We start from the raw sequence: 12730 nt of genomic DNA, 5'->3' as shown, positions 1-12730 counted from the left end.
TACCACCCCGTTGCGTGATTCGAAGACCGCTCAGTCCTCGTCGACCAGCTCGCCGCGGATGCGACGGAGGTCTTCCATGAGCGACCCGATCAGGATCCAGTGCTGTGATGACGGCGGACGGATCACCAGGGGAGCGGTGAGGGCGGGGATCGCCGACGTCATGTCGTCCGGCTCCGGAAGCGCCTCCGCGATCTGCACGGCGAGACGCACGTCGTGGCCGGCTCGCCGCAGCTGCTCGGCGATCGCCGTGACCGCCGGCTCCTCGCCGATCGTGTCGTCGTAGTGGTCGAAGTACGCGCGGGTCATGCCGATGGTCTGCGTGACGATGGGGGAGAGCCGGTCGAGCAGCGCCCGCAGCTCGCGCAGGTCGGCGCGGTGGGTCGAGCGCCGCGGGTTCAGGGTGAGCGACTCCTCTCCCGCGGCGATCGCGGCTTCCGCCGCCTCTTTCATCGGACGCAGCAGTCGCACCTCCAGCATCAGCTCCTGCAGTCTCGCGGGCGTCTGCGGTTCGGGCAGCGCGTCGGCCAGGCGGTCGAGGCTCGCGGCGAGCTCGCGGCCCAGCAGGCCCACATCCCGGCGGGCGGGTGCGACCAGCACCGGCGGCACGATGAGTGCGTTCACGACGATGCCGATCACCACGCCGATCAGCGTCTCCACGATGCGGGCGAATGCGTACTCCGGGCTGGAGGACCCCAGAGCCAGCACCAGCATCGCGGAGATCGCGACCTGGTTCCCTGTGCCTGGAGACGCGCGGAAGATCCAGGCCACCAGCATGGCGACGACGATCGCGAGCAGCACGATCCAGCTCGGCGACCCCAGCAGCAGACCCAGCGCCACGGCGATCACGACACCCGCGATCACCCCGATGCTGCGCTCGAGCGCCTTCGACAGCGACTGGTTCACGCTGGGCTGCACGACCAGGAGGGCGGCGATCGCGGCGAAGACGGGCAGTTGCGCCGGGAACACCCATCCGGCGATGAGCCAGGCGGCGATGGTCGCGGCTGCCGACTTCACGACCTGCAGCAGCGGAGAGCGCTGTGAGGCACGGATCGCGGCGGGGATGCGCATGACCTCAACGCTAGTCGTGCCGGTCGGTGCGTCGGGGAGCGCCGCTACGGGGCCGGCTGAGGGTCGCCCATCGCGCGTCGACCGGAATGTCGGGGAACCGGCGGCGGATGTCAACCCCGTCGCCGATCCCCGCGATCTGCGGCTGAATGGGATCACACGAACGACGAACAGTGAGGAGCATCCCATGGTGCAGATCATCGAGACCATCGACGTCGACGTTCCCGTCCGCACGGCCTACAACCAGTGGACGCAGTTCGAGAGCTTCCCGAAGTTCCTCGACGAGGTCGAATCGATCACCCAGATCGACGACACGCACACCCACTGGAAGGTGAAGGTCGGTGGCGCGACTCGCGAGTTCGACGCCGAGATCACCGAGCAGCACCCGGACGAGCGTGTCGCGTGGAAGAGCACGGGAGGCGAGACCGAGCACGCGGGCGTGGTGACGTTCCACACGCTCACCGACACCTCGACGCGGGTCACGGTGCAGCTCGACTGGGAACCTGAGGGACTGCTCGAGAAGCTGGGCTCGCTGGTCGGCGTGGGGGGACACGCCGTGAAGAAGGACCTCGAGAACTTCAAGGAGTTCATCGAGGGCCGCGGAGTCGAGACCGGCTCATGGCGCGGCGACGTGGAAGCCTGACCGGAGATCAGATGCAGAGAAGGCCCGACGGCTCAGCCGTCGGGCCTTCTCCATGTCGGAGGATGTCGGGCTCGGTCTTGCGAACCAGGAGGTGCGGGGTTACGCTCTGCCTAACTAATAGTCGTTAGGCACTCACATGACCAGAGCAACGATCCTCGCGGAAGCACGCACGATCTTCGCGCGCCAGGGCTACGCGGAGACGAGCCTGCGCGAGATCGCCGAGGCCGTCGGGATCAAGACCCCGTCGCTCTACGCGCACTTCCCGAGCAAGGAGGCGCTGTACGCGGAGGTGTACGCCGCGGTCTCGGTCGAGCACACCGCCTTCTTCGACGAGCTGGTGCGCAGCAGCAGCACCCTCGAGCCGCTCGCTCGTCTGCAGCACCTGCTGGGCGGGATCGAGGCGTACTACCGCGACCGTCCCGACCTCGCGGAGTTCAGCCTCAGGGCCGCGGTCTCCGAGTACGGGCCCGGTGGCGAGCAGCTGCGTCAGATCTTCCTCGACTCGGAGTCGACCCTGGCTGCAGCCGTGCGCGAGACCTACGACGACGGCGTCTCGGCTGGGGCCTTCGTCCCCGGCGATGCCGACGGCTTCACCGCGCTGGTGTTCGTCGTCATGGACGGTCTGTTCCTGCAACTCACCCATTACACGCCGGAGATCTACCGCGAGCGCTTCGACCAGGCCTGGCGACACCTCTCCACGATCCTCTCCCGATGAACCCTGCCGCACAGATGCGGTGAACCTCGACGATCGCCGGCAGGGAGCCACGAGCTCCCTCCGGCACCGCGTCACCCGGCCGCACCGCGAGCCGACCCCCCGACCCGCCCTGCGAGGCGTCCGCACTCCGGGAACCCGAATCCCCGCCGACGCGCTCGCAGGGCCACATCCCAAGGAATGATGATGACCACCACCGACTACGAGCACGGCGTCGTGCCTCAGGACCAGCGCAAGAGCTGGCTGTCGATCGCCACCGTGTGGATCGCGATCGGCATCGACCTCTCCGGGGCGTTCCTCGGCGTCTCGCTCGCATCCGGAATGGCCTTCTGGCCGGCGATCGGCGCGACGATGCTCGGTTCGCTCCTGCTCGGACTGCTCGCGATGGCATGCGCGTACGTCGGCGCAGCCACAGGACTCTCCACCGCGATGATCTCGCGCGCCGTGTTCGGCCGGGTGGGCGGAGCGATCCTCGCCCTGGCGATCGCCGTCAGCCTCGTCGGCTGGTACGCCGTGCAGGCGGGCTTCTTCGGCGCCAACGCGCAGATCGCGTTCGCCGAGTTCACCGGCATCGATGTGCCGGTGCAGGTGTTCACGGCGATCGGCGGCGTGCTGATGGCCATCACCGCGTTCTGGGGCTACCGCTCGATCAACCGCCTCAGCACCCTCGCCGTGCCGCTGCTGCTCCTGCTCCTCATCGTCGGCGTCATCGTCGCATTCACCGTGAACGGTGCGGCGGGGCTCGATGCTCCGGTCGAGGCGACGTTCACGTTCGGCGGTGCGGTCTCGCTCGTCATGGGCATCTTCATCCTGGGCGTCGTGCTCGCCCCCGACATGGCGCGCTGGGCCAAGACCCCGAGACAGGCCATGATCGCCGGCTTCGTCGGCTTCTTCTTCGGCAACTCGATCATCCTGGTCGTCGCGATCCTGCTCGCCCGCATCATGGACGGCACCGAGCTGATGGCGATCTTCTTCGCGCTCGGCCTCGGTGGCGTCGCGGTGATCGTGCTGATCCTGGCGCAGTGGACAACGAACACGACCAACCTCTACTCGGCGGGTCTCTCGTTCGCGTCGATCAGCGAGCGGCTGAGCCGACGCACCGTGACCGTCGTGCTCGGCGTGATCGGCATCGTCGTCGGTGTGATCGGGGCCGCCGACTACTTCGTGCAGTTCATCCTCGTCATCGGCACCATCATCGCCCCCTACGGCGGCGTGTACCTGGCATCGTTCTTCACGGGCCGCAAGACGGTGCGCTGGGCCCATGGCGCCACCGTGCCGATGGTCGACGGCTGGTCGATCGCCGCCTGGGTGGTCGGCATCTTCGTGGCGGTCGCGACCACGAACCCGGCGGACGGACCCGGCTTCGGGTGGTTCACCCTCACGTCGATCTCGGCCCTCGACGGACTGCTCGTCGGCTTCGTCGCGTACCTCGTGCTGCTTCCGCTTCGCCGCCGCGTCGCTCCCGATGCGCCGGCTCCGGCCACGGACGAGGTGATCGCATGAGCGCTGTCGTCACGACGCCCATGATCACCGAGGCCGACATCGACGAGATCGCGCTCGGTGCCGCCGTGCTCGGCACCGGTGGTGGAGGAGACCCGCACGTGGGATCGCTCATGGCCAAGCGGTTGATCCGCCTGCACGGACCCGTACGACTGCTCGCGGTCGATGAGCTGACCGACGACGACTTCGTCATCCCGATCGGAGGCATCGGCGCGCCATCGGTGAGCGTGGAGCGCATCCAGGCCGAGTCCGAGCTCAGGGCGGCGCTGGACGCCATCGAACGCGCGGTCGGTCGCACGCCCACGGCCGTGATGCCCATCGAGGTCGGCGGAGGCAACTCGATGATCCCGATCGCCGCGGCCGCCCTCGCCGGGCTGCCGGTGGTTGACGGCGACGCCATGGGTCGTGCCTTCCCCGAGGCGCAGATGGTCACCTTCCACCTGGCCGGCTATGGACCAGGAACGACGGTGCTCGTCGACCATCACGGCAACGAAGTGGTCAGCCGTCCTGTCGACGGTGCATGGTCGGAGCGCATCGCGCGCTCCGTCACCGTCGAGATGGGCGGAGGGGCGACCATGATCGACTACGCGTACGGCGGCGACGTGGTGCGCGAGTGCGCGATCCCTGGCACGCTCGGGCTGGCCCAGCGCATCGGTCGTATCCTGCGCGGACGGGATGCGGCCGGCAGGGAGCTGCGCGACGACGAGCGCATCGACGCCCTGTGTGCCGACCTCGACGCCGTGCGGCTGTTCGACGGGAAGGTCGCCGACCTGCAGCGCGCCGTCGACGGCGGCTTCACCCGCGGTGCGGCTGAGCTCGTCGGTGTCGGCGACGACCGGGGGAGCGCGTTCCGGCTCGACTTCCAGAACGAGATGCTGCTCGGACGGAGGGACGGTGTGCTGGCTGCCGTCACTCCCGACCTGATCGCGGTGCTCGACCTGGCCACGGGCATGCCGATCACGACCGAGTCCCTGCGCTACGGCGCTCGGGTCGCGGTCATCGCGATCCCCAGCCACGAGAAGTGGCGCACGCCGATCGGTCTGGAGACAGCGGGACCCGCTCACTTCGGCTACGACGTGCAGTGGGTTCCGGTGGAGGACATCGCACAGCGGTCCGCTGCGCGCACGACGGACGGGGAGGTCGCGTGATGGCCGGCAGGTATCGCATCGGCATCGACGTCGGTGGCACGAACACCGACGCCGTGATCCTCGACGAGCGTCTAGAGGTGGTGGCCTCGGTCAAGCGTCCGACCACGGCCGATACGGGCGATGGCGTGGCTGCTGCGATCGACGCCGTGCTGGCGGCCTCGGGTGTCGACGCCGCGCTCATCGGCCATGCGATGCTCGGGACGACGCACTGCACCAACGCGATCGTCGAACGGCGCGGTCTCGGCCGCGTCGGCATCCTCCGCCTCGGGGCACCGGCCACCACGGCTGTCCCTCCCCTGGAGGGGTGGCCGGACGATCTGCGGGCGGCGATCGGCGAGCACGTCCACCTGCTGGCCGGCGGATTCGAGGTCGACGGCCGCGTGCTCTCCCCTGTCGACGAGGAGGCGGTGCGCGCAGCCTGTCGGAAGATGCGCGGCGAGGTCGACGCGGTCGCCGTCGTCGGCGTGTTCTCCCCCATCGATGAGAGCCAAGAGGAACGCGTCGCCACGGTCGTGGTCGAGGAGCTCGGCGTCCCGGTCTCGCGGTCGGCACGGATCGGCTCGCTCGGGTTGCTCGAGCGCGAGAACGCGACCGTGCTGAATGCCGCGCTGATGCAGACGCTCCGGCAGATGGCCGCGGGCTTCGTCGCGGCTCTGCGGGACCGGGGCATCCCTGCCACGCCGTACTTCGGCCAGAACGACGGCACTCTCATGCAGCTCGAGTACGCGCTCGAGTTCCCCGTGCTCACCATCGGCTGCGGGCCCACGAACTCCATCCGCGGAGCCGAGCACCTCTCGGGCGCCACCGACGCCCTCGTGGTGGACATCGGCGGTACGACGACCGACATCGGCGTTCTCGTCGACGGGTTCCCCCGCCAGTCGGCGCACGCGGTCGAGATCGGCGGCATCCGCACGAACTTCCGCATGCCGGATGTGCTCTCGGTCGGCCTCGGCGGCGGCACGATCATCCGTGAGACCCCGGCGGGTGCCACGGTCGGTCCGGACAGCGTCGGCTATCGGCTCCCGCAGGAGGGACTCGCCTTCGGTGGCTCCACGCTCACGGCGACTGACGTCGCCCTGGCGGTCGGCGGGGCTGCGATCGACGGCATCGACGCGCCCGTCGTCCCCGCAACGGTAGGAGCGGCGGCCTGGAGCGCGATGCGGGCGATCCTGGAGGACTCGATCGACCAGATGAAGCCGAATGCCGCCCCCGTCCCGGTGATCCTGGTCGGCGGTGGGGGAATCATCGCCCCGACCGTGCTCGATGGCGTCGCCGAGCTGATCCGTCCCGACCACTTCGGGGCTGCCAACGCGGTCGGCGCCGCCCTCGGCGAGGTCGCCGGACAGATCGAGAAGATCTACCGCGTGGACTCCGCCGACCAGCGGGCCTCTCGGGCGGATGCTGCGGCGGAGGCGACAGAGCGTGCCCGACTCGCCGGTGCCGACCCGGCGACGATCGAGGTCGTCGCGGTGGAGGAGCTGCCCGTCGCGTACTCCGACGGTACGGCCGTGCTGATCCGCGCTCGAGCGGTGGGGCGCCTGGCCGCCTGACGTCCCCGCCGCACGCCTCGGACGGGTGGGGTTCCGCCCGTCCGAGGCGCGTGCTTGCATGGGCGCATGGAGCACGACGCGAAGCTGCGCGGCGAGACGAGGGCGATCTGGGCGACCGCGCTCTGCTTCGTGGTCGGTGCCGTCGCGGGCATGCTCGTGCTGGGCGGTGACGCGCGCCCGCTCACGGGGGAAGGTGCGCTCGCGATGCCGGCGGCGGTGGTCGCCGGGGTCATCGCGGCGGGGGCGTTCCTCACGAGCACCCTGGTGCACCGCCGCGGCGAGACCGCCTCGATGCCGCGGTGGCAGGCGGTGGTGTCCGATGTCTCGACCGGAGCCCTGACCATCGCGTTCGGGGCCGTCACCGTGATGGGGGTGCTGCTCGCCGCAGAGGTGCTGGCGGCCGGCCTCCAGGGCTTGCAGCTCGCGGCGGTCGGTGGCGGGGTCCTGACCGGCGTGGCCGCGGCGGTCGGCGGGCGCTTCGCGTTCGGGGCCGGCATCGACCTGCGCACGTCCGACCTCGCTGCGCTCCTGTTCGGCTTCCTCGTGATCGGCACGCTTTTCGCGATGGTCACCGCCGCCGATCCGCGTTGGTGGGAGCAGAACTTCTCCCAGCTCGGCGTCGGATGGGCGTTCAACGGCACCCTCGTGGTCGCCGGTCTGCTCGTCGCGACCGTCGGCTCGTACATCGGCCGCGACCTGCACCGGATGCTCGGCGACGCCGTGCTCTCCCGCATCGCCCTCGTCGTGGCGCTGTGGGCGGCGTCCGGGATCGCGCTCGCCGCCGTAGGGCTGCTGCCGCTGCACCGCGTGCCGGTTCCGCACGACATCGCGGCTCTCGGCGCGCTCGTGCTGTTCGCCGCGGCCGCTGCCACCACGGTCGCGAGGGTCCCTGGACATCCTCGAGCGCTGTCGATCACCTCGATCGGTGTGGGTCTGCTGGTCGTGATCGCGCTGGTCCTGTGGGTGCCCTTCGGCGTGTACTCCACCACTGCGGTCGAGGCGATCGTCGTCGGACTCGGGTTGCTGTGGATGGCGACACTCGTGCGTGTGCTCGCGATCCTGGTGCCGGCCGGGTCTCGACCATCCGGGCGTCTGCGGCTGATGCGGGCCGGCGCGGGGCCGGGCGAAAGATAGGGCATCTGTCCGATGTACCGGGGGTACCTCAGAGCGGAGTGTAGGGATACAGCGAACCGTCGAGGAGAACCCCATGTTCGAGCACCCCTATCTCCACCAGCAGCTCACCAGGCATGACCAGGAGCAGATGGAGCGCGCCGCTGCGAGGCGCCTCTCCCTGATCGAGCACGCCGACCAGATCGTGCCGCGGCCGGAAGGAGCGATCCGGCGGATGCTCCGCCACGCGTTCGGTCGCTCGGCGGGCGACTCGGCAGCGACGGCGCCGGGGAGGGCGCGGGTCACGGCCGCGTGCGACACGGCAGCGGCGGCGCACGCGCAGTGAGCAGAACCATCGCGCACAGCGCGCATCCGACGGACCCGAATGTCGGTCGGGGGTGGGACGATGAGTCCATGCCCCCTTTCGCGTCGAGCGCTGCGATGGTCGGCCGTGAGGCCGAGCTGGCAGAGGTGCGTCGATCGTTCGCGGGGGTGCGCGACGGCATCCCCGCAGCCTTGCTCGTCGAGGGCGAGGCGGGTATCGGCAAGTCACGGCTGCTGCGGGAGTTCGCCACCGAGATCGCACCGACCGCCGACGTGCACGTGGGGTGGTGCCTCGACCTCGGCGCTTCGCGCACGCCGTACGGCCCCCTCACCGGAATCCTCCGCTCGATCGTGCTGCGCATGGGTGTCGACCGGGTGCGAGAGTCGGTGGGTGTGGGTGTCGAGGCTCTCGGCATGCTGCTCCCCGAGCTCGTCGATTCCCCGACCGACCGCGATCGCACCAGCCCCGAGCGTCTGCGCGACGCCATCGCCTCACTCATCGAGGCGGCTGCCGAACGTGCCCCTCAGGTGCTCGTGGTCGAAGACCTGCACTGGGCGGACGAGTCCACTCTCGCCATCCTCTCCTTCCTGCTGCGGGCCCTCAGCCGCGGCCGCATCCTGCTGCTTCTCACCTGCCGCACCGACGACGTGCGTCGTGGCGATGCCGTGAGCCGCTTCATCGGCGAGGCCACCAGAGCCCGGCTGCTCGAGCGCCTCACTCTGGGCCGCCTCGACGAGACCGCCGTGCGGGAGCTGGCCGAGCAGATCACCGGCCGTGCGCTCACCGCGAGTGCGCTCGACCGCATGCAGGAGCGGGCCGAGGGAGTGCCCTTCTTCATCGAGGAGATCGCCGGATGTTCGAACGGCCCGCTCCCCGATGGCCTTCGTGATCTGCTGCTGGCTCGTTTCGATCGCCTCGGCGACGACGCGCGCCACGTCGTGCAGGTCGTCTCCGGTGCGGAACGCCCGCTCTCGCATCCGCTCATCACGAGCCTGGTCGAACTGCCGGAGCAGCGGCTCGACGAAGCGATCCGCGAGGCGACCCGCAGCGGCATCCTCGTTGTCGGCGACGACGACTACCGTTTCCGGCACGCTCTGCTGCGCGAAGCCGTGCACGACGACCTGCTCCCCGGCGAGCGGGCGCGACTGCACCGCGCATACGCCGAGGCGCTCGAAGCGCAGTGCGCCGGGTCCGATTCCAGCGATGCCGCCGCGCTCGCGTACCACTGGCAGCTGGCGCAGGACGATCGGAAGGCCCTGGTCGCCGCCGCCGACGCGATGCGTCACGCGAAGGGACAGTACGCGTTCGCGAGTGCCGCCCGTTTCGGCGAGCTGGCCCTGGAGCTCTGGCCGCTCGTGCCCGACGCCGCAGACGCGGCCCGCATCGAGCGTCTCGACCTGCTGCTGGTGCTCGGCTCCATCCTGCGCAATGCGGGTGATGGTGAACGGGCGCTCGCCGTGGCCAACGTCGCGCTCGCCGAAGTCGACCCGGAGACGGTCGATCCGCGGCTGCACGCTCGCCTCCTCCGCAACAAGGCGCTGTATCTCGTCAACCTCGGGCGCCTCGGAGCCATCCCGCTGCTGCAGCAGGCTCTCGCGATCGCCGACGAGCGGATCGGCGATGAGGTGTTCCGGGCGGAGCTGCTCAACCAGCTGGCGAGCCGCCGGATGATCGCGGGCGATCGTGAGGAGGCGATCCGGCTCGCTGACGAAGCCGAGCGCGGGGCGGCCGGAGCCGAATCCACGGATCAGCTGTCGATCGCCGCGAACGTGCGCGGAGGTTCGCTGGCGCACCTGGGCCGCATCGACGAAGGCGTGCGCGAGTACGAGCGTGCGCGTGAGCTCGCGACGGGTTCCAACGCCGAGATGCGCTATCGGGTGAACTACTCCGACCTGCTCACGCTGTTGGGGCGCTACCGAGAGGCCGTCGAGGTCGCAGAGGAGGGGCTGCGGCGCGCTCGCGAACTCAGGGTCGAACGCACCTCGGGGTCGATCATGGCGCAGAACATGGTCGTCCCCCTGCTCGAGCTCGGCGAGATCGACCGGGTCGAGGAGATGCTGTCGCGGGACTTCGTGCAGGGGACTCTGCGCGTGTTCCGCATGTACATGAGCATGACGCGCGTGCGGGTGCTGGCGTGGCGCGGGCGGTCGGCGGAGGCCGCAGAGCTCCTGCAGGCCTGGCTTCCCGCGTTCGAGGAGACGGGCGTCTCCGAAAGGCAGATCTGGTACGACCGCGTGATGATGATCGTCGCCGTCGCCGAGAGTCGAGGAGACCTTCGCGGGGCGCTCGACACCATCCTCGAGATGCTGGAGAACGATGAGCCGGCGCTGCTGCACCAGCGTCGTCTGCTGCTGGAGGGAGGCGCGATCATCGCCGAGCTGCGGGCGGCAGGAGTCGACGTCTCGGGGGCGTCCACCGCGATCCGTGCCGCGTGGTCCAGCCAACCGGCGCAGCTGCAGCACGACGCATGGGAGACGATCCTCGACGCCCTCCTCGACCCGCACCCTGACGCTCTCGCCGAGGCGCTGCGGTGCGCGGAGGGGGAGGACGTGCCGGTGATCTTCCGCGCCGTCCTCCGTCTGGAGCAGGCGCGCGTGCTGGTTCGCGATGGAGACCGGGTCGCTGCGGGCGCTGTGCTCGCCGAGGCTGAAGCCCTCGCGGAGTCTCTCGGCAACGCTCAGCTCCAGTCCGCCGTCTCCCGGTTCGCCACAGACGCGGGGTTGAGGGGAGACGCGGTGTCAGCGTCGAGCACCGACCCGCTCACCGTGAGGGAGCGGCAGGTGCTCGAGCTCATCGCCGAAGGCCTGAGCAACCGCCAGATCGGTGAGCGCCTGTTCATCAGCGTGAAGACCGTGAGCGTGCATGTGTCCGCCGTGCTGCGCAAGCTCGGCGTGAGCACACGCACCGAAGCAGCTCTCCTGAAGAAGAATGACCAGCCCCGCACTGCGGCGGAGCCTGCCGTGGTAGCGTGACAGTGCGCGCGTCTCGGATGTTCCGGTTCGGCGTAGGCCGTGAAAACGGCTAAGTCAACAGAAAGTAGAAACACATGGCCACTGGCACTGTGAAATGGTTCAACGCGGAAAAGGGCTTCGGCTTCATCGCTCCCGATGACGGCTCGGACGACCTTTTCGCCCACTACTCGGCTATCGCCGGCTCCGGTTTCAAGGAGCTCCGCGAGAACCAGAAGGTCGAATTCGACGCTGAGCGTGGCCCCAAGGGCATGCAGGCGGCGAACATCCGCGCTCTCTGAGCGCGCGCTGACTTCCTGAAACCGGTCGGACCCTCACGGGTCCGGCCGGTTTTTTCGTGCGCTGCCGCCGTTCGAATCGCGCGAATGGTCCCATCCGGCGGCAGTTCACTCCCATTCGCGCGATTCGAACGGGGAATCTCAGGGTGAGGATCACCTAACCTCCGTGTTAGATTAGGCCAGGCTTACCAAAGGCTGGGCGCATCACCCGTGCCGCCCCCTCACCCCGAACCGAAGGAACGCCTGTGCGCACCTCTCGAATCCTCGCCATCGGCGCGGCCGCCGCGCTCGCCATCGGCCTCTCCGCCTGCGCATCCTCCGCGCCGGAGTCGACCTCGAGCGCCGGCGGCAACCCCGCCTCCGACGACGCCTTCCCCGTCACCGTCGAGCACGTCTACGGCGAGACCACGATCACCGAGAAGCCCGAGCGCGTCGCGACCGTGGCCTGGGCGAACCACGAGGTGCCGCTGGCACTGGGCATCGTTCCGGTCGGCATGAGCAAGGCCGCCTGGGGCGACGACGACGACAACGGTGTGCTGCCCTGGGTCGAGGAGAAGCTCGACGAGCTGGGTGCCGAGACGCCGGTGCTGTTCGACGAGACGGACGGCATCGACTACGAGGCCGTCGCCGACACCGAGCCCGACGTGATCCTCGCCGCCTACTCCGGTCTGACGCAGGAGGAGTACGACACCCTCTCCAAGATCGCCCCGGTCATCGCCTACCCGAAGGTCGCCTGGGGCACCTCGGTCGACGACATGATCGAGATGGACTCCAAGGCCCTCGGCCTCGAGAAGGAGGGCAAGGCCCTGATCGAGCAACTCGACGCCGACGCGCAGAAGGCCCTCGAAGCGAACAGCGTGCTCAAGGACAAGAAGGTCCTGTTCTCCTACATCGATCCGACCGATCTCAGCCAGATCGGCTACTACACCGCGATCGACACGCGTCCCGGCTACCTCCACGACCTCGGCCTGCCGTTCCCCTCGATCGTCGAGGAGAACAAGGACAGCGACCAGTTCTACCTGACCGTCAGCGCGGAAGAGGCGCAGAAGTTCGACGACGTCGACCTGTTCATCACCTATGGCGACGAGTCGATCATCCCGCTCCTGCAGGCCGACCCGCTGCTGTCGAAGATCCCGGCCATCGCCGAGGGACGCATCGCCGTCCTTCCCGACGCCACCCCGATCGCGGCCTCCGCGAACCCGTCGCCGCTGTCGATCCCGTGGGGACTCAGCGACTACCTCGCACTCCTGGCCGCGCCGCTGTCCAAGTAGCCGTTCCATCCGCAGCAGCGGAGTGAATGCTCAGTGACCTCAGCAACCGTCATCGCACCAGAACCGGGCGCCGCCGACCTGCGGCGACCGGTGCTGGTGCGAACCATCTGGCCCCTCGTCGGGCTGGTGGTGCTCGTCGTCCTCCGCGTCCTGTCGATC

Annotated in this window: 11 protein-coding genes; 10 read left to right on the top strand and 1 reads right to left on the bottom strand. The window is 69.4% G+C overall.

All coding sequences use genetic code 11. The features are described from left to right. Positions 1 to 30: 30 nt before the first annotated feature. Positions 31 to 1068: an FUSC family protein gene (locus AAY78_RS02995; RefSeq protein WP_046746884.1), complete on the bottom strand. Its 1038-nt coding sequence runs from the start codon at positions 1066 to 1068 to the stop codon at positions 31 to 33. A 184-nt stretch (positions 1069 to 1252) separates the two neighbouring features. Here AAY78_RS02995 and AAY78_RS02990 point away from each other — a divergent pair, with 184 nt between their 5' ends. The 10 genes from AAY78_RS02990 (at position 1253) to AAY78_RS02945 (ending at position 12571) form a co-directional block, all read left to right on the top strand. Next, positions 1253 to 1708, top strand: coding sequence for an SRPBCC family protein (locus AAY78_RS02990; protein WP_046746883.1), 456 nt, complete (start codon positions 1253 to 1255; stop codon positions 1706 to 1708). Positions 1709 to 1844: 136 nt separating this feature from the next. Continuing rightward, positions 1845 to 2423: a TetR/AcrR family transcriptional regulator gene (locus tag AAY78_RS19150; protein ID WP_052748621.1), complete on the top strand. Its 579-nt coding sequence runs from the start codon at positions 1845 to 1847 to the stop codon at positions 2421 to 2423. A 183-nt stretch (positions 2424 to 2606) separates the two neighbouring features. Beyond that, a complete protein-coding gene (locus AAY78_RS02980) occupies positions 2607 to 3923 on the top strand; it encodes a cytosine permease (protein WP_231589645.1) in 1317 nt (438 codons plus the stop codon). Continuing rightward, a complete protein-coding gene (locus tag AAY78_RS02975; protein ID WP_046746881.1) occupies positions 3920 to 5068 on the top strand; it encodes a DUF917 domain-containing protein in 1149 nt (382 codons plus the stop codon). The genes AAY78_RS02980 and AAY78_RS02975 overlap by 4 nt, the downstream gene beginning before the upstream one ends. Next, complete coding sequence (locus tag AAY78_RS02970) at positions 5068 to 6618, top strand: hydantoinase/oxoprolinase N-terminal domain-containing protein (RefSeq protein ID WP_046746880.1); 1551 nt, start codon at positions 5068 to 5070, stop codon at positions 6616 to 6618. The genes AAY78_RS02975 and AAY78_RS02970 overlap by 1 nt, the downstream gene beginning before the upstream one ends. 66 nt (positions 6619 to 6684) lie before the next feature. Beyond that, on the top strand, positions 6685 to 7752 hold the full coding sequence (locus AAY78_RS02965; RefSeq protein WP_082108552.1) for a DUF998 domain-containing protein: 1068 nt from the start codon (positions 6685 to 6687) through the stop codon (positions 7750 to 7752). Positions 7753 to 7825: 73 nt separating this feature from the next. Next, positions 7826 to 8074 carry a hypothetical protein gene (locus tag AAY78_RS02960; RefSeq protein ID WP_046746879.1) on the top strand — a complete coding sequence of 83 codons (249 nt, stop codon included), beginning with the start codon at positions 7826 to 7828 and terminating at the stop codon, positions 8072 to 8074. 68 nt (positions 8075 to 8142) lie between these two features. Beyond that, entirely contained in the window at positions 8143 to 11025 is a 2883-nt protein-coding gene (locus AAY78_RS02955) for a helix-turn-helix transcriptional regulator (RefSeq protein ID WP_046746878.1), read from the top strand. Positions 11026 to 11099: 74 nt separating this feature from the next. After that, entirely contained in the window at positions 11100 to 11303 is a 204-nt protein-coding gene (locus tag AAY78_RS02950; protein ID WP_017831237.1) for a cold-shock protein, read from the top strand. A gap of 242 nt (positions 11304 to 11545) precedes the next feature. Next, on the top strand, positions 11546 to 12571 hold the full coding sequence (locus tag AAY78_RS02945) for an iron-siderophore ABC transporter substrate-binding protein (protein ID WP_046746877.1): 1026 nt from the start codon (positions 11546 to 11548) through the stop codon (positions 12569 to 12571). Positions 12572 to 12730 lie beyond the last annotated feature (159 nt).

Source organism: Microbacterium sp. Ag1 (genome assembly GCF_001005635.1).
Taxonomy (GTDB): domain Bacteria; phylum Actinomycetota; class Actinomycetes; order Actinomycetales; family Microbacteriaceae; genus Microbacterium; species Microbacterium oxydans.
The sequence above is the reverse complement of the archived record's forward strand: the minus strand, read 5'-3'. Positions and strand labels throughout refer to the sequence as shown.

Excerpts from the sequence above, each read along its gene's own strand:
- AAY78_RS02975 (WP_046746881.1), top strand. The coding sequence starts at position 3,920 with ATGAGCGCTGTCGTCACGACGCCCATGATCACCGAGGCCGACATCGAC.
- AAY78_RS19150 (WP_052748621.1), top strand. The coding sequence starts at position 1,845 with ATGACCAGAGCAACGATCCTCGCGGAAGCACGCACGATCTTCGCGCGC.
- AAY78_RS02970 (WP_046746880.1), top strand. The coding sequence starts at position 5,068 with ATGGCCGGCAGGTATCGCATCGGCATCGACGTCGGTGGCACGAACACC.
- AAY78_RS02960 (WP_046746879.1), top strand. The coding sequence starts at position 7,826 with ATGTTCGAGCACCCCTATCTCCACCAGCAGCTCACCAGGCATGACCAG.
- AAY78_RS02980 (WP_231589645.1), top strand. The coding sequence starts at position 2,607 with ATGACCACCACCGACTACGAGCACGGCGTCGTGCCTCAGGACCAGCGC.
- AAY78_RS02955 (WP_046746878.1), top strand. The coding sequence starts at position 8,143 with ATGCCCCCTTTCGCGTCGAGCGCTGCGATGGTCGGCCGTGAGGCCGAG.
- AAY78_RS02965 (WP_082108552.1), top strand. The coding sequence starts at position 6,685 with ATGGAGCACGACGCGAAGCTGCGCGGCGAGACGAGGGCGATCTGGGCG.
- AAY78_RS02990 (WP_046746883.1), top strand. The coding sequence starts at position 1,253 with ATGGTGCAGATCATCGAGACCATCGACGTCGACGTTCCCGTCCGCACG.
- AAY78_RS02995 (WP_046746884.1), bottom strand. The coding sequence starts at position 1,068 with ATGCGCATCCCCGCCGCGATCCGTGCCTCACAGCGCTCTCCGCTGCTG.
- AAY78_RS02950 (WP_017831237.1), top strand. The coding sequence starts at position 11,100 with ATGGCCACTGGCACTGTGAAATGGTTCAACGCGGAAAAGGGCTTCGGC.